12 protein-coding genes are annotated in these 15,515 nt (G+C 63.4%); 7 read left to right on the forward strand and 5 right to left on the reverse strand.

What is annotated here, in order from left to right; genetic code table 11:
- Window positions 1-54 precede the first annotated feature (54 nt).
- Complete coding sequence (locus IVB26_RS01500; protein ID WP_247970298.1) at window positions 55-1,035, reverse strand: amino acid--[acyl-carrier-protein] ligase; 981 nt, start codon at window positions 1,033-1,035, stop codon at window positions 55-57.
- A 54-nt stretch (window positions 1,036-1,089) separates the two neighbouring features.
- Window positions 1,090-2,307 (reverse strand): acyl-CoA dehydrogenase family protein, encoded by a 1,218-nt coding sequence (locus IVB26_RS01505; RefSeq protein ID WP_247970299.1) that lies wholly within the window; start codon window positions 2,305-2,307, stop codon window positions 1,090-1,092.
- 358 nt (window positions 2,308-2,665) lie between these two features.
- Here IVB26_RS01505 and IVB26_RS01510 point away from each other — a divergent pair, with 358 nt between their 5' ends.
- The 3 genes from IVB26_RS01510 (at window position 2,666) to mtnA (ending at window position 5,127) form a co-directional block, all read left to right on the forward strand.
- Window positions 2,666-2,938 carry a phosphopantetheine-binding protein gene (locus IVB26_RS01510; RefSeq protein ID WP_247970300.1) on the forward strand — a complete coding sequence of 91 codons (273 nt, stop codon included), beginning with the start codon at window positions 2,666-2,668 and terminating at the stop codon, window positions 2,936-2,938.
- Between the two features lie 179 nt (window positions 2,939-3,117).
- Window positions 3,118-3,993, forward strand: coding sequence for an S-methyl-5'-thioadenosine phosphorylase (locus IVB26_RS01515; protein WP_247970301.1), 876 nt, complete (start codon window positions 3,118-3,120; stop codon window positions 3,991-3,993).
- Between the two features lie 30 nt (window positions 3,994-4,023).
- Window positions 4,024-5,127 (forward strand): S-methyl-5-thioribose-1-phosphate isomerase, encoded by a 1,104-nt coding sequence (mtnA, locus tag IVB26_RS01520; protein WP_247970302.1) that lies wholly within the window; start codon window positions 4,024-4,026, stop codon window positions 5,125-5,127.
- Between the two features lie 233 nt (window positions 5,128-5,360).
- On the opposite strand, the gene IVB26_RS01525 is transcribed toward mtnA, so the two are convergent.
- A complete protein-coding gene (locus IVB26_RS01525; protein WP_247970303.1) occupies window positions 5,361-5,996 on the reverse strand; it encodes an HAD-IA family hydrolase in 636 nt (211 codons plus the stop codon).
- A 111-nt stretch (window positions 5,997-6,107) separates the two neighbouring features.
- On the opposite strand from IVB26_RS01525, the gene IVB26_RS01530 reads away from it, so the two are divergent.
- Both IVB26_RS01530 and IVB26_RS01535 read left to right on the forward strand, forming a co-directional pair.
- Window positions 6,108-6,866 carry a S1 family peptidase gene (locus IVB26_RS01530; RefSeq protein WP_247970304.1) on the forward strand — a complete coding sequence of 253 codons (759 nt, stop codon included), beginning with the start codon at window positions 6,108-6,110 and terminating at the stop codon, window positions 6,864-6,866.
- Between the two features lie 124 nt (window positions 6,867-6,990).
- Window positions 6,991-8,493: a flavin-containing monooxygenase gene (locus IVB26_RS01535; RefSeq protein WP_247970305.1), complete on the forward strand. Its 1,503-nt coding sequence runs from the start codon at window positions 6,991-6,993 to the stop codon at window positions 8,491-8,493.
- A 240-nt stretch (window positions 8,494-8,733) separates the two neighbouring features.
- Here IVB26_RS01535 and IVB26_RS01540 read toward each other — a convergent pair whose 3' ends face one another.
- Both IVB26_RS01540 and IVB26_RS01545 read right to left on the reverse strand, forming a co-directional pair.
- Entirely contained in the window at window positions 8,734-9,660 is a 927-nt protein-coding gene (locus IVB26_RS01540; RefSeq protein ID WP_247970306.1) for a response regulator, read from the reverse strand.
- Window positions 9,644-13,015 (reverse strand): hybrid sensor histidine kinase/response regulator, encoded by a 3,372-nt coding sequence (locus tag IVB26_RS01545; protein WP_247970307.1) that lies wholly within the window; start codon window positions 13,013-13,015, stop codon window positions 9,644-9,646. Before IVB26_RS01545 ends, IVB26_RS01540 begins: the two co-directional genes overlap by 17 nt.
- A gap of 170 nt (window positions 13,016-13,185) precedes the next feature.
- Between IVB26_RS01545 and urtA the strand changes: the two genes are divergently transcribed.
- Together urtA and urtB are read left to right on the forward strand one after the other, a co-directional pair.
- A complete protein-coding gene (gene urtA, locus IVB26_RS01550; RefSeq protein ID WP_246920117.1) occupies window positions 13,186-14,445 on the forward strand; it encodes an urea ABC transporter substrate-binding protein in 1,260 nt (419 codons plus the stop codon).
- A 130-nt stretch (window positions 14,446-14,575) separates the two neighbouring features.
- Window positions 14,576-15,502 carry an urea ABC transporter permease subunit UrtB gene (urtB, locus tag IVB26_RS01555; protein ID WP_247970308.1) on the forward strand — a complete coding sequence of 309 codons (927 nt, stop codon included), beginning with the start codon at window positions 14,576-14,578 and terminating at the stop codon, window positions 15,500-15,502.
- Window positions 15,503-15,515 lie beyond the last annotated feature (13 nt).

The raw sequence follows: 15,515 nt of genomic DNA on the forward strand, positions 1-15,515 counted from the left end.
GGAAAACTGCTTCGCACTTGCGCTAACGCGGTCCTTCGGATCCGGATCACGCTCTTAGCGCCAGCCTTCGACGTGGGCATCGGCCGTGACCCGCGGCTGCAGGCCCAGGATGTCCCGGACCTTGGCAGGCCAGGCGGAAAGGTCGGTGCCGTGGGTGTGGAACATGGCGACAGCAAGCCGGTCCATGCCGAAGGCGACGCAGCCGGTGTGGGCCGGCTCGCCACTGGCATCCTGGATTCCCCAGGTCGTGCCGAAATGCTCGCGGTGATAGTTGAAGCTCATGCAGGCCGTCGGCTGCTCTTCCGAGCGCAGCGGAATGAGAAGCTCGAACTTGAGCTGCTGCTGCTTCTGGCTCACCGCCTTCATCTGGCCGACGCGACCGAAGAAAGGATCGCTGGCATAGTCGACGCGGAAAGAGAGGCCGAGGTCAGTCGCGATTTTCTGCGCGCGCACCATCCAGCGCTCGCGGAAATCAGCGACGTCGTCGGGGCTGCCGATGCAGACATATTCGCGCATCCGGAACGATTGCAGCCGGTCGAGATGCTTCGACGGCTCGCGGCGGAAGCAATCCGCGGCAACGTCGAAGCGCAGGCCGCCCTTCGGCAAGGGTCCGCGGCTCGCCGCGATCGGATAGACCGGATAGCAGGCGGCAGGCGACAGCACGAGATCGGCGGGCGACAGCGAGGTGGTCCAGTCGCCACCGGCGTCGAAGCGGCTCACCGCGGCGTTGATCTCGCGTTCGGTCCCGTGCAGGCCGCAAACGCAGCCGAGCAGGTTCGGAAAGCTCTTGAGGTAGCCGGATTTTTCCAGCTGAGCCCGGCTCATCACCGGCGGGAAGCGCATCACCTCGGTGCCGGTCTCGCGATGGCTCGTGATCAGCGCGGCGAGCTTCTCGACGACGTCTTCATAGAGTGCGGTACGGGCATAGACGCCGTCGGCGCCCATGCGGTGGAACAGCTTGTCGGCGAGATGATCGAGCGGATCGATCATCTGCGGCGCGGTCGCGGGCGAATCAGGAAGAATGGCAATGTTCATGTCGCGATGTCCTGCTATCTCAAAATTGTTCTTGTTGGTTCGGTCGTCAAACACTTAGTCGCGAAGGCTGCTTGGCACGCCGCTCATCAGCGTTGATGTCGCGGCATTGGCCAGAATGCGGTCGTTGTTGATCATGATCGGGGACGACAATACGTCGCGGAGGTGCCGGCCCATGGTGAACTCGCCGTCGTTGCGGTAGCCGGAGAGGCCGGCCGTGCGCATCGCATGCATCACGGTTTCGACTGCGAGCTCGGAAGCCTGCACCTTCAGAAGCGTGATCGAGGACTGAAAGTCGAGCGAGGCGAGCGCGCGCTCGTCATGCTCGGCGTGGGCAAAGGCGTCGATGTTGGCCGATAATAGCGCGCGCAGCTTGGCCAGCGACATCTTTGCGGCAGTGAAGTGCGCGGCGGCCGGCGGCATCTGGCCGCCGGAGCTGCGCGCCGCCTTGCGGATGAAAGCCTGTGCGCGGGTCACGGCTGCGGCGGCGATGCCGGCCCAGGCCGACGACCAGCACAGATGTGCGAACGGCGTCATGGTCTGGGCGTGGATCTTGTCATAGGATTCCGGAAAGACGCGATCGGCGGGGCAATCGACCTTCAGCTCGAAACCGGTCGAGCAGGTGCCGCGCATGCCGAGCGTTTCCCAGCCCAGTGTTCGCTTCAGCGAATAATCGTCCTTGGCGAGCGCCAGCAGCACCTGATCGGAGGCAGCGGCCTCGGTGGCGCGGCGGGCGATGGTAACGAGGCCATCGGCTTCCGCGCCGTAGGAGATCACGGTGGCGTCGCGCACCAGCGAAACCGTGTCGCCGGCGTGGTCGACGGCCGCGGCGCTGGCGCGGATGTTGCCGCCGTTCTGGCCTTCGGTGGTGGAGGAGGCGAGCAGCCACTGGTCGCGGGCGACCCGGCGCATCATGGTTTCCATCCAGGGGATGCCATGGCCGTGCCTGACGACGCACGCAACCTTGGTCTGGTGCATCGCGTAGATCATCGCGGTCGAGGCGCAGGCGCGTCCGAGCGTGTAGCAGATGTCGGTGACGTCGTAGATGGAGGCACCGAAGCCGCCGAATTCCACCGGGATCATGACGCCGAGCAATTTTTGCTCGCGCGCGACCTCGAAAGCCTTGTGCGGGAAACGGGCATCGCGATCGACCCCATCGGCGTCGGCCGCGGCAGCTGCGGCGGTCCGGGCGGCGCGCTCGATCAGGGAGGGACCTTGCTCCAGGAAGCTCGTCTGCGTTTCGTCGACAGTGAGGACTGCTTCACGCACGTTCATACTCGTCCGCCTCCGGTTTGCCGTTCGAGATCGCCGGCATCATTCGCGATGCGCGTAAGCAATCCTCCGGCCATCTTTGCTTGTGACACGAGGCTACGGATTTAATTCAAATTCGTCGATGAAATAGAGGGTAAACAAAGTCCAATTCCGAACGAACAGTTAAGGTCCGGTTGTTTGCATCTCCCGATTTTCGGACATCGCGTTAGGAATCTGGAAGAAGCCCGAATTCCAAACAATCTGAGTCATCGTTTACTAAGAAACGCGAAGTATGAGTGCCGCCCATTGCGGGACCGGCGCGCCCGTGCCCATCGTAGCCGGAAGCCGGTCCGACCTTTGACAGACAGACGGGAATTTGCCGATGCAAGCCTTTGATACCGAATTGCGCAATCGCATCATCAAGCTGGTGAAGGGCATCCTCGAACAGAATTCGCTCATCGCCGACATCACGCCGTCCGCCAAGCTCGTCGATGCCGGCCTGACCTCGATGGACATGGTCAATCTGATGCTCGGCGTCGAAGCCGAGTTCGACTTCACTATCCCGCAATCCGACATCACGCCGGAGAATTTCCAGTCCGTCGAGACGCTGGAGCGGATGGTGGCAACCCAGCTGCGACTGGCGAACGCGGCGTAAGCCGGCTCTCTCCTCCGTCATTGCGAGCGAAGCGAAGCAATCCAGACTGCCTCTGAGGCGGCGGTCTGGATTGCTTCGTCGCTGCGCTCCTCGTAATGACGCCGATCCCCCGTTCCAAAACCGCCCCAAAGCTGGCATAGCTTAACCATGTCCTACGTGGCGAACAGGGTGGAGCAGGCATGACGCAGGCGGTATTGGGCATCATCGGCGGCTCGGGCATCTATGACCTGCCTGGCCTCGAGGGTGCGCGCGAGGAGGTGATCGAGAGCCCCTGGGGCGAGCCGTCGGCTCCCTTAAGGCGCGGCACTATCGCCGGCCTGCCGATCGTGTTCCTGCCGCGGCACGACAAGGGCCACCGTCTCTCGCCCTCCGACATCAACTATCGCGCCAATATCGACGTGCTGAAGCGGGCGGGCGTCACCGACCTGATCTCGCTGTCGGCCTGCGGCTCCTTCAAAGAGGAACTGCCGCCCGGCACGTTCGTTCTCGTCGATCAGTTCGTCGACCGCACCCACAAGCGTGAGAGCTCGTTCTTCGGCCGGGGCTGCGTCGCGCATGTGTCGATGGCGCATCCGGTCTCGCCGCGGCTGCGCATCCATCTTGCTGCAGCGGCCGAGGCCGAGGGTATCGCGATCGGGCGTACCGGTACCTATGTCTGCATGGAAGGGCCGCAATTTTCGACATACGCGGAGAGCATGACCTACAAGACGCTGGGCTATTCGGTGATCGGCATGACCAACATGCCGGAGGCCAAGCTCGCGCGTGAGGCGGAGATCTGTTACGCCACCGTGGCAATGGTGACGGATTTCGACTGCTGGCATCCAGACCACGATGCCGTCACCGTACAGGACATCATCCGTGTGCTGACTTCAAATGCCGACAAGGCGAAGGCGCTGGTGGCGCGGCTGGCGAAGGATTTCCCGCGCGAGCACGAGCCGTGCCCGATCGGCTCCGACCGTGCGCTCGATACCGCGCTGATCACGGCGCCCGAGGCACGCGATCCCGAGCTTCTGAAGAAGCTCGATGCGGTGGCCGGGCGCATCCTGCGCGGTTGAGGCGCAAGAAGGACGAAAAGGCAGAATGCCATGAAGGTCGACGGCAAGCATTTCCGCAGCATCTGGCGCGAAGGCGACGGCTGGTCGATCGGCGCGATCGACCAGCGCCGGTTGCCCCACGAGTTCGTCGTTGCGAAGCTGACCTCTTGCGAAGACGCAGCTGTTGCCATTCGCGACATGCTGGTGCGCGGCGCGCCGCTGATCGGCGCCACCGCGGCCTACGGCATGGCGCTCGCAATGCGCGAGGATGCCTCCGATGCTGGCCTGAAGCGCGCCTATGAGACGCTGGTCGTGGCGCGGCCGACGGCGATCAATCTGAAATGGGCCCTGGACGAGATGCGCGCGACGCTTGCGCCGATCGATCCGGTTGAAAGGGCCGAGGCAGCCTACGCGCGCGCCGACGAGATCGTCGAGCAGGATGTCGAGATCAACCGCGGCATTGCCGGCAACGGTCTGAAGCTGATCGAGGCGATGGCGGCGAAGAAGCCGGGCGAGACGGTCAATGTCCTGACCCATTGCAACGCCGGCTGGCTCGCCACCGTCGACTGGGGCACGGCGACGGCACCGATCTATCTGGCGCATGAGCGCGGCATCAGGATCCATGTCTGGGTCGACGAGACCCGTCCGCGCAACCAGGGTGCCTCGCTCACCGCCTGGGAGCTCGGCCATCACGGCGTGCCACACACGGTGATCCCCGACAACACCGGCGGGCATCTGATGCAGCACGGCATGGTCGATCTCGCCATCGTCGGCACCGACCGCGTCGCCGCCAATGGCGACGTCTGCAACAAGATCGGCACCTACCTGAAGGCGCTCGCCGCGCATGACAACGGCGTGCCGTTCTACGTCGCGCTGCCCTCACCGACGATCGATTTCGCCGTCCATGACGGCATCCGCGACATCCCGATCGAGCAGCGCAGCGGCGTGGAGGTGACCGACATGACCGGCCGCACGGCGGATGGACGGCTGGAGACGGTGCGGATCGTGCCCGAGGGATCGCCGGTCGCGAATTATGCCTTCGACGTCACGCCGGCGCGGCTCGTGACCGGCCTCATCACCGAGCGCGGTGTGCTGAAGCCGGATCGTGCTGCGCTCGCGGCGGCATTCCCGGAGCGGATCGCAGCCGCGGAGTAGATTTGGTTGGGGGAAATCCCGCCACGGCCGTCATTGCGAGCGCAGCGAAGCAATCCAGAGTCCCTCCGCGGAAAGACTCTGGATTGCTTCGTCGCTACGCTTCTCGCAATGACGGCTTAACTAGTCTTGTAGGGTGGGCAAAGGCGCGGAAGCGCCGTGCCCACCATATGCTTGTGGTGGGCACGCTTCGCTTTACCCACCCTACGGCTTCGCGCATCGCAAGGATGAGTTGCCTACCTCAGCTTCAACCCCGTCGCCTTCTCGAGCTCCCCGATCGCCTGCGCGCCGCTCGTCACCTTGATCGTGGTCATGCCCATTTCGCGCGCGGGCTTGAGGTTGACGCCGAGGTCGTCGAGATAGACGCACGTCTTGGGATCGACCTTCAGCGTCTCCACCATCATCTGATAGATGCGCGGGTCGGGCTTGCGCAGGCCGATCTTGGCGGATTCGATGACGTGGTCAAACAGCACCATGACTTCGGCGATATAAAGGGAGCGTCCGGTCATGCTGCCGATCGCGTTGGCCGGCAAATTATTGGTGATGCAACCGGTCTTGAATTTCGTCTTGATGCGCTTCAATGCCTCGACCATCTCGGGGCGCAGATCGCCCTGCAGCAACGATACCACGTCGCGCCCGCGCACCTCGGCACCGAGCGCGCGAGACTCCTCGGCGAACAGATGATCGAACGTTTCGATATCGACCTCCGCCCGCTCGAACTTGGCCCAGGCGTTTTCCAGATGGTTGGCGGCGTTGGTTCGCCGGATGATGTCGGTCGGCAGCCCGCGCTCCGTCTCAAACCGCGCGAAGGCCTCGAACGGCGAACTCGTCAGCACGCCGCCAAAATCAAAGATCACCGCCTCGATCGCCAATGTCCTGCCCTCGTCAATTCCTTTCCAAGAGGGCTAGCATGCGCTATCGGCAAGGGCCAGTCCGAAGCAAATTCAGGCGCTCACCGAACCGACGGCCGAGATATGTTCCCCATGAAGACGATCGCGACATTCGCCACGGCTACGCTGCTGTTCGCCACGCCCGCGCAGGCCATCGTCGGCGGCGGCACGCCGCAGGCCGATGGTGTGGCGCGCGCCGTCGTCACCATCGTCGGCTCGCGCGGCAATTTCTGCACCGGCAGCTTGATTGCGCCGCGCGTGGTCCTGACGGTCGCCCACTGCGTGCAGCCCGGCGCTGACTACAAGATCGTCGATCGCGGCGCCGACGGTGCGCCACAATTGCTGAACGTCCGCACGGTCGCGATCCATCCGAACTTCAACATGCAGGCGATGCAGTCGCACCGCGCCACCGCCGACGTGGCTTTGCTGCAACTGGAAATTCCACTTAAGGGAAAATCCACGGTGCCAATCGGCATGCCGCAAATTCCGATTCGGGTCGGCGACCGCTTCACGATCGCCGGCATCGGCGTCACCGTTCGCGGCGACGGCAAGAGCGGCGGCACCACGCGCGTCGCGGGCCTCGTCACCACCGGCCAGCCCGGAACGCTCCAGATCCGGCTGGTCGATCCCGTAACCAGCGGTGTTCGCGACGGAATTGGCGCTTGCACCGGTGATTCCGGTGGCCCTGTGTTCGAGGACAAGCCGAACGGCGCCGTGCTGGTCGGCCTCATCAGCTGGTCCACGGGGCCGAACGGTGCGGCCGGTTGCGGCGGGTTGACCGGCGTCACGCCGCTCACGCTCTACCGTGACTGGATCTTGCAGACTGCGCGGAGCTGGGGTGCGGCGCTGTGATTTGACCGCGGCTTGATCTATGTCATTTTGAAGCGGAAGCGCGGCGGGTGATCATGCCGGCCGCGGAGGAAACGCGCCGTCCGTCAAGGGCGGCCATAAGAACAAGCAAGGCATAGAAGCAACAATGAATGTCGCTGTTCGCGGTCACACCGCTACCAAGCAAGCTTCCGAACATTTCGACGTGCTGATCGTCGGCGCCGGCATCTCCGGCATCGGCAGCGCCTATCACATCGAAAAGCAGTTGCCGGGCACCAGCTACGTCATCCTGGAGACGCAGGAAACGTTCGGCGGCACCTGGAGCACACATCGCTATCCCGGCATTCGCTCCGACAGCGATCTCCATACCTTCGGCTACAGCTTCAAGCCCTGGGTCGGCCCGCCGATCGCGACCGCCGAGGAGATTCTCTCCTATATGAACGAAGTCATCGAGGATAACGGCCTCGCAAAGCACATCCGCTACAAGCACAAGATCAATTCGGCGAGCTGGTCGAGCGAGCAAAATCTCTGGACCATCGAGGCGGTGACGACCGACACCGGCGAGCCCAGGACCTTCACCGCAAACTTTCTCTGGATGTGCCAGGGCTATTATCGCCATTCGGAAGGTTACACGCCGGAATGGAAGGGCACGGACCGCTTCAAGGGCCGCATCGTCCATCCCCAGACCTGGCCTGACGATATCGACCTTACGGACAAGAAGGTCGTCGTGATCGGCTCGGGCGCGACCGCCGCGACGCTGGTGCCGAATATTGCCGACAAGTGTGCGCACGTCACGATGCTGCAGCGTTCGCCGACCTTTTTCCGTCTCGGCCGCAACGCCATCGAAATCGCGGAGGAGCTGCGCCGGCTCCAGGTCGACGAGAAATGGATCCACGAGATCGTCCGCCGCAAGATCCTGTTCGAGCAGGATGCGTTCACCAAACTCTGCGTGTCCAAGCCTGAGCAGGTCAAGAAGGAGCTGATCGGCCAGATCAGCGCGGTCCTCGGTCCCGACTACGACGTCGAGACGCATTTCACGCCGAGCTACCGGCCGTGGCGCCAGCGCATCGCCTTTGTGCCGGACGCCGATCTGTTCAACGGCATCGCCAGCGGCAAGGCCTCCGTCGTCACCGACGAGATCGAGTGCTTCGTCGAGAACGGCATCCAGCTCAAATCCGGAAAGCTGCTGGAAGCCGATATCATCGTCACCGCGACCGGCTTCAACCTCGCGGCCCTCGGCGACATCGCCTTCGAGATCGACGGCAAGCCGCTCGCCTTCGGCGACACCGTTACTTATCGCGGCATGATGTTCACGGGCGTGCCGAACATGGTCTGGGTGTTCGGTTATTTCCGCGCCAGCTGGACGCTGCGCGTCGATCTCGTCGCCGATTTCGTCTGCCGGCTGCTCGGGCATATGAAGAGCAAGGGCGCGAAGAAGGTCGAGGTGAGCTTGCGCGCTGAGGACCACAACATGCCGATCCTGCCCTGGATCGATCCGGAAAACTTCAACCCCGGCTACATGATGCGCAACATGGACCTGTTGCCCAAGCGCGGCGACAAGCCGGAATGGCAGCACAGCCAGGACTACTGGACCGAGAAGGACGAGATCCCGAAGACGGACCTGGACGACAAGGCGTTTGTGTATGGGTGAGGGCGTTCGTGGGTGAGGTTCGTGTGAGGTGCGGGGCGACCGATCACCACATCCTCCGCTGTCGTCCCGGGGGCGCGAAGCGAACCCGGGATCCATACCACAGGGAGTGGTTATCAGGCGCGCTGTTAACTCCGAGTCTTCGCTAAACTTCTCCCTGTGTTATGGGTCCCGGATCCGCGCTGCGCTTGTCCGGGACGACACTGTTTGCAAGGTTAGTGGCGTGCCCCTACCTGCAATAGCTCACGAATTCCGTCTCGTTGCATTCGTCGCAATTGCCGCGGCTGCCGTCCGGTTCTCCACCCCGAGCTTGGCGTAGATCTGCTCCAGATGCTTGTCGACCGTGCGCGGGCTCAAACCCAGGATCTGCGCGATGTCGCGGTTGGTCTTGCCCTTGCTGAGCCAGGCCAACACCTCGCCTTCACGGGTGGTGAGGCCGAGCTCGCTGGTGAATTCGGGGGGTAGTGCGGTGCCGGACTCCCGGGAGAGCCGCAGCAGAAACTCGTTCGGCGCCGTTTCGCCCATGTAATAGAGCCGCAGTTGCGGATTCTCGGGCAGGGAGGCCGCAGGAGATTTCGCGCTGCCCTTGGCCTTGGCCTGCTCCAGCCATTGCAGCAGTGACGGCGACAGGACGAAGTCGTCGGCCTGTGCGCCCTGATGGTCGGACATCAGCTTCTGCGCCTGCGGCGTCGCCCATAGCACGTTGCCTTGGCGGTTGACCGCGAACAGGAAGCGGCCGGAGACGTCGAGCGCTGCGCGCGCACTCTGTGTCAGCCGGGCATTGCCGAGATGGACGCGGATGCGCGCCAGCATCTCCTCGATCACGATGGGTTTTGTCACGTAGTCGACGCCGCCGGCCTCGAGCCCGCGAACGATATGCTCGGTTTCGGCAAGGCCCGTCATGAAGATCACGGGCACATTGGCAAGATCCGCATCGCGCTTGAGACGACGGCAGGTCTCGAAGCCGTCGATGCCGGGCATCACGGCGTCAAGCAGGACGATGTCGGGCGTAATTTGGTCGATGATGCGCATCGCCGCCGCGCCGTCGAGCGCCACCATCACCGTCATGCCGGCGCCGTCGAGCGCGTCGGTCAGCAGCCGAAGCGTTTCGGGAGAGTCATCCACAACGAGCGCGACGTCGCGCTTCTTCGACTCAATGCTCATGCGCATGCAATGTCTTCAATGTGTTCATGTACTGGTCGAGATCGAAGCGGTCGACTAGCGACCGCATTTGCGCGACGAAGTCGGCATGCTCCGGATGCTCGTTGCCGATCTCGTCCAGCTTCAACTGGATGCCCTTGACGTAGCCGATTTGGCCGAGCCCGATCAGCGCCTCGATGTGTCGCACCGGCGGCCTCGATCCGCTCTCCGGTCGCCAGAATGGCACCGCGATTTCGTCCGAACCATATTGCCACTCGATCTTGAGGAGCTGGCGGATCGTCTCCAGCAGCCGCGGGATGTCGATCGGCTTCATCAGATAGCCGTCATGGAAAGGCTGCGCCAGCGGGGTGCCGTGAGCCTCCAACGCGCTCGCCGAGACCATCAGGATGCGCGCCTGGTGATGGCCGCTCGCGCGCAAGGCCTCCGCGACGGCCCAGCCATCCATGGCGGGCATCGAGATATCGAGCAGGAACAGATCGGGCCGGCAATGTTGCGCCAGCGCGAGGCAGCCGGGCCCGTCGGGGGCGCTGAGCAGGATGAAGCCGAGCGGGGTCAGCACCTCGCGCAGCAGGTCGCGGTGAACGGGATCGTCGTCGGTGATGAGGATGGTCTTGCGCGCGCCGTGATAGCCGGAGACCGGGGCCTCCACCGGCGCGATGCGCTGGGGATTGGTCACCTCCGACAGCAGGATCTTGACCTTGAACGTGCTGCCGGAGCCGACCTTGCTCAAGACCTTGATATCGCCGCCCATCACGCCGGCGAGTAGGCGGCTGATGGTCAGGCCGAGCCCGGTGCCGGTCTGCGGCTGCGAGACACCGAGCGCACCGCGCTCGAAGGGCGCGAAAATGCGCTCGAGATCGTCGCTCTGGATGCCCGGACCGGTATCGATCACCTCGAACTCGGCGACGGGACTGCGATAGTGCACCACGAACTGCACGCTGCCGGTCTGGGTGAACTTGATGGCGTTCGAGAGCAAATTGATCAGCACCTGACGCAGCCGCTTCTCATCGGCATAGACCACGACCGGCAAATGCGGAGGCCGCCGGAACACGAAGTCGATGCCCTTGGCGGCGGCCTGAAGCCGGAACATGCCGACGAGCTGGTCGAGAAATTCGCTGAGGCGCACCTCATCGCGCGACAGATACAGCCGCCCCGCCTCGATCTTGGAGATGTCCAGAATGCCGTCGATCAGGCCGGAGAGGTGGTCGGCGCTGCGGCGGACGACGCGGACCTGGTCGCGCGGCTTGGTGCTCAGTGTCGCGTCCTGCTCGAGCAGTTGCGCATAGCCGCTGATCGCATTCAGCGGCGAGCGCAGCTCGTGGCTCAGGCCCACCACGTAGCGGCTCTTGGCGAGGTTTGCCGATTCGGCAACCTCCTTGGCACGCTGGAGCTCGGCGTCGGTGCGCTTGTGGGCGTCGATCTCCTGGATCAGCAGCGTGGTTTGTCGCCGCGTCTCGGCTTCGGCCGCGCGGCGGCTCTGCTGCGCCAGCACGAACAGCCAGGCCACCACGCCGATGATGATGCTGAGCGAGAAGAACACCTTCCAGAGCACGTCGGAGACGAGCGTGTTCTCGCCGTGCACGCTCGCCGAGGTCTGCAAATAGATCAGACCCAGCACAAGCGCGACGAGGCCGGCGGAGATCACGAACACGCCGACGTAATGGCCGAGTTGCGAGTTGATCCGCGCGTAGATCGGCTGTGGCATCAACTTGCCCAGCGTCTCCGATACCTGCGCCTGGATCCGCGCGTGCGGCTTGCAGAGATCGTGGCAGCGGGCGTCGAGCGAACAGCACAAGGAGCAAATCGGCCCGGCGTAAGCGGGGCAGGAGGCCATGTCCTCCGGCTCGAACGCGTGCTCGCAGATGCAGCACTGGATCGCCGCCATGTTCTGCCAGCTTCGCTTCGGCTTGCGCGCGATGTAGTACTTGCCGCCTGTGGCCCAGGCAATCAACGGTGCGATGAGGAAGGCAACCGCGAGCGCTATGAACGCTGACAGGGCCTTCGCGACAGGTCCGAACAGGCCGTAAAACGCGCTGATGGAGATGATGGTCGCGATTGTCATCGCGCCGACGCCGACCGGATTGACGTCGTAGAGATGCGCGCGCTTGAATTCGATCTGCTGTGGCCGCAATCCGAGCGGCTTGTTGACGATCAGATCGGCGACCAGCGCGCCGACCCAGGCGATCGCGACGTTCGAATAGAGCGCCAGCGTCTGCTCCAGGGCCTTGTAGACACCGATCTCCATCAACAGCAGCGCCACGATGACGTTGAAGACCAGCCAGACGACACGGCCGGGATGGCTGTGGGTCAGGCGCGAGAAGAAGTTCGACCAGGCGATCGAGCCGGCATAGGCGTTGGTGACGTTGATCTTCACCTGCGACAGGATCACGAACGTGCCGGTCAAGGCCAGCGCGAGGTCAGGCTGCGATAGCACATAGCGGAACGCTTCGAGATACATATGCGCTGGCTCGGCGGCCTCCTCGGGCGGCACCCCGTGGCTGAGCGCGAAGAAGGCGAGGAACGAGCCGGCCAGAAGTTTCAGCGCGCCGAGCACGATCCAGCCCGGTCCCGCGCTCATCAGCGCCATCCACCAGGAGGCCCTGGAGGCGCGGCGGTCGCGCGGCAGGAAGCGCAGGAAGTCGACCTGCTCGCCGATCTGCGCCACCAGCGAAAACACCACCGAGGCCGCGACTCCGAACAGCAGCAGGTCGAAATGCCCGTTGAGATCGCCGTGCTCGCCCGAGAACTTGCGCCACTCCGTAAAGGAGTGCGGGTTGTGCCAGGCGATCGCTGCGAACGGAATGATGTGGAGCACGATCCAGAGCGGCTGCGTCCACAATTGGAAGCGGCTGATCAGCGTGATGCCGTAGGCCACCAATGGGATGATGACGACGGCGCTGATGAGATAACCGATCGGCCGCGGAATCCCGAAGCACATCTCGAGCGCGGACGCGAGGATCACGGCTTCGATCGCAAAGAAGATGAAGGTGAAGGACGCGTAGATCAGCGAGGTGACGGTGGAGCCGATGTAGCCGAAGCCGGCGCCCCGCGTCAGCAGGTCGATGTCGATGCCGCATTTGGCGGCATAATAGGCGATCGGCACGCCACAGCAGAAGATGATGGTCGAGACCACCAGGATGGCGGCGGTCGCGTTGGTCACGCCATAATTCAGGGTGATGGTGCCGCCGATCGCCTCCATCGCCAGGAATGAGATCGCGCCCAGCGCCGTGTTGGCGACCCGGGCGGCGGACCAGCGGCGTGCGCTCTTCGCCGTAAAGCGCAGCGCGTAGTCTTCCAGCGTCTGGTTGGCAACCCATTGGTTGTACTGGCGCCTGACGCGGTCTATTCGCTGCCGCCCTGCCACTCTTTACCCCACTCCCGATACGGACCCCGAGCCCTCGCAAATTCCGTACCAAAAGCCTACGTCGGCATTTTGCGGTGCAGTATACGCGATCTTGCGTATGCTTACGCTGCATAAATTCGAGCCATCCTCATCGCGCCAATTGCGTGTTCTCGAACAAAAGTGGGGTGCTCATGTCGGATGAAGAAAACAAGGGCCTGTTGTCGCCGCTCCGGCGCAAACTATTGATGGGAATGGCCGCCGTGCCTGTTATCACCATGCTGCCGCGGGCGTCATTCGCGCAGGCCCCGGCGACCTCGGCGGTCAACACCACCGGCCTTGCGGTCACCGACACCGAGGTGACGGTCGGTATCCTGCACTCGGCGACCGGCACCATGGCGATCTCCGAGACCGGCTCGATCGAGGCCGAAAAGCTCGCCATCGAGCAGATCAACGCCGCCGGCGGCGTGCTCGGGCGCAAGATCAAGTTCATTCAGGAAGACGGCGCCTCCGACTGGCCGACCTTCGCCGAAAAGGCCAAGAAGCTGCTGGTCAACGACAAGGTCGCGGCGATCATGGGCTGCTGGACCTCGGCCTCCCGCAAGGCCGTGCTGCCGGTCATGGAGCAGTATAACGGCATGCTCTACTACCCGACCTTCTACGAAGGCCTCGAGCAGTCCAAGAACGTCATCTACACCGGCCAGGAAGCGACCCAGCAGATTCTGGCCGGCCTGAACTGGATCGCCAAGGAGAAGGGCGCCAAAACCTTCTTCTTCATCGGCTCCGACTACATCTGGCCGCGCACCTCGAACAAGATCGCGCGCAAGCATGTCGAGAACGTGCTGAAGGGCAAGGTCGTCGGCGAGGAATACTACGCGCTCGGCAGCACCCAGTTCAACTCGGTCATCAACAAGATCAAGCTGACCAAGCCCGACGTGATCTTCACAGACGTCGTCGGCGGATCGAACGTCGCGTTCTACAAGCAGCTCAAGGCCGCCGGCATCGACCTCTCCAAGCAGGCGCTGCTGACGATCTCGGTGACCGAAGACGAGATCGACGGCATCGGCGGCGAGAACATCGCGGGCGCCTATGCCTGCATGAAGTACTTCCAGTCGCTCGACAATGCGAACAACAAGGCCTTCTCGTCGGCATTCAAGAAGATGTGGGGCGAGAAGACGGTGATCGGAGACGTCACCCAGGCTGCCTATCTCGGCCCGTGGCTGTGGAAATTGACGGTGGAGAAGGCCGGCTCCTTCGACGTCGACAAGATCGCGGCGGCATCGCCCGGCGTCGAGTTCAAGGGAGCGCCGGAAGGCTATGTGCGCATCCACGAGAACCATCACCTCTGGTCGAAGACCCGGGTGGGGCGCGCCAAGCTCGATGGTCAGTTCGAACTGATCTACGAGACCGCCGATCTCGTCGAGCCGGATCCGTTCCCCAAGGGCTACCAGTAAGTCGCGGCGATTGCCGCAGTTGACCTGAAAACCAAGCCGCTCCCTGGCGTGGACCGCAAATCCACGCCCAAGACCCCCGCGTCGCGAACCTGCTCGCGACGCGGGACCCTTTCCCTGACGGAGGACATCGATGTTCGGCGACTACTCGCTTGGTGATCTCGGCTCCATTTTCGTCATGCAGGGGTTTGCCGGACTGATCCTGTTCTCGGTCTATGTCCTGATGGCGCTCGGGCTTGCCATCATCTTCGGCCAGATGGGCGTCATCAACATGGCCCATGGCGAGTTCATGATCCTCGGGGCCTACGTCACCTGGATGACTTCGAATTTCTTTCAGGCTTATTTGCCCAGCCTGTTCAGCGGATATTTCTTTCTCGCGATGATCCTGGCCTTTGTCGCATCCGGCGCGCTGGGCATGCTGGTGGAATGGGCGCTGATACGGCACCTCTATAAGCGTCCGCTCGATACGCTGCTCGCCACCTGGGGCCTCAGCCTGATGCTGCAGCAGGCTTATCGCTCCGTGTTCGGTGCACGCGAAGTCGGCGTCGAGCTGCCGCAATGGATGCTGGGCTCGCTGCACGTCACTGAGAGCATCGAAGTGCCGATCAACGGCGTCTTCGTGATGTGTCTCACCGTTCTGATCACCATCTCGGTCGCCTACGTGATGTACAAATCGCGTTGGGGCCGCCAGGTGCGCGCGGTCGTGCAGAACCGCATCATGGCCGGCGCGGTCGGCATCAACACGGAGAAGGTCGACCGCTACACGTTCGGGCTCGGGTGCGGCATCGCCGGAATCGCCGGCAGCGCCTTCACCATGATCGGTTCCACCGGGCCGACCTCCGGGCAGCTCTACATCGTCGATACGTTCCTGGTGGTCGTGTTCGGCGGCGCCGCGAGCCTGCTCGGCACCATCGCCTCGGCCTTCTCGATCTCGCAGACGCAATCCACCCTCGAGTTCTTCATGTCGGGCTCGATGGCCAAGGTCCTCACGCTGCTCGCCGTTGTCGGCATCCTGATGCTGCGGCCGCAGGGTCTGTTCGCCCTCAAGGTTCGTAAATAGCGGGAAGCAGGCA

This window comes from Bradyrhizobium sp. 195 (assembly GCF_023101665.1).
GTDB lineage: Bacteria > Pseudomonadota > Alphaproteobacteria > Rhizobiales > Xanthobacteraceae > Bradyrhizobium.

Bases quoted from the DNA above. Each gene is read 5' to 3' on its own strand.
- IVB26_RS01530 (WP_247970304.1), top strand. From the start codon at position 6,108: ATGAAGACGATCGCGACATTCGCCACGGCTACGCTGCTGTTCGCCACG.
- IVB26_RS01505 (WP_247970299.1), bottom strand. From the start codon at position 2,307: ATGAACGTGCGTGAAGCAGTCCTCACTGTCGACGAAACGCAGACGAGC.
- urtA (WP_246920117.1), top strand. From the start codon at position 13,186: ATGTCGGATGAAGAAAACAAGGGCCTGTTGTCGCCGCTCCGGCGCAAA.
- IVB26_RS01535 (WP_247970305.1), top strand. From the start codon at position 6,991: ATGAATGTCGCTGTTCGCGGTCACACCGCTACCAAGCAAGCTTCCGAA.
- mtnA (WP_247970302.1), top strand. From the start codon at position 4,024: ATGAAGGTCGACGGCAAGCATTTCCGCAGCATCTGGCGCGAAGGCGAC.
- IVB26_RS01510 (WP_247970300.1), top strand. From the start codon at position 2,666: ATGCAAGCCTTTGATACCGAATTGCGCAATCGCATCATCAAGCTGGTG.
- IVB26_RS01500 (WP_247970298.1), bottom strand. From the start codon at position 1,035: ATGAACATTGCCATTCTTCCTGATTCGCCCGCGACCGCGCCGCAGATG.
- IVB26_RS01515 (WP_247970301.1), top strand. From the start codon at position 3,118: ATGACGCAGGCGGTATTGGGCATCATCGGCGGCTCGGGCATCTATGAC.
- urtB (WP_247970308.1), top strand. From the start codon at position 14,576: ATGTTCGGCGACTACTCGCTTGGTGATCTCGGCTCCATTTTCGTCATG.
- IVB26_RS01540 (WP_247970306.1), bottom strand. From the start codon at position 9,660: ATGCGCATGAGCATTGAGTCGAAGAAGCGCGACGTCGCGCTCGTTGTG.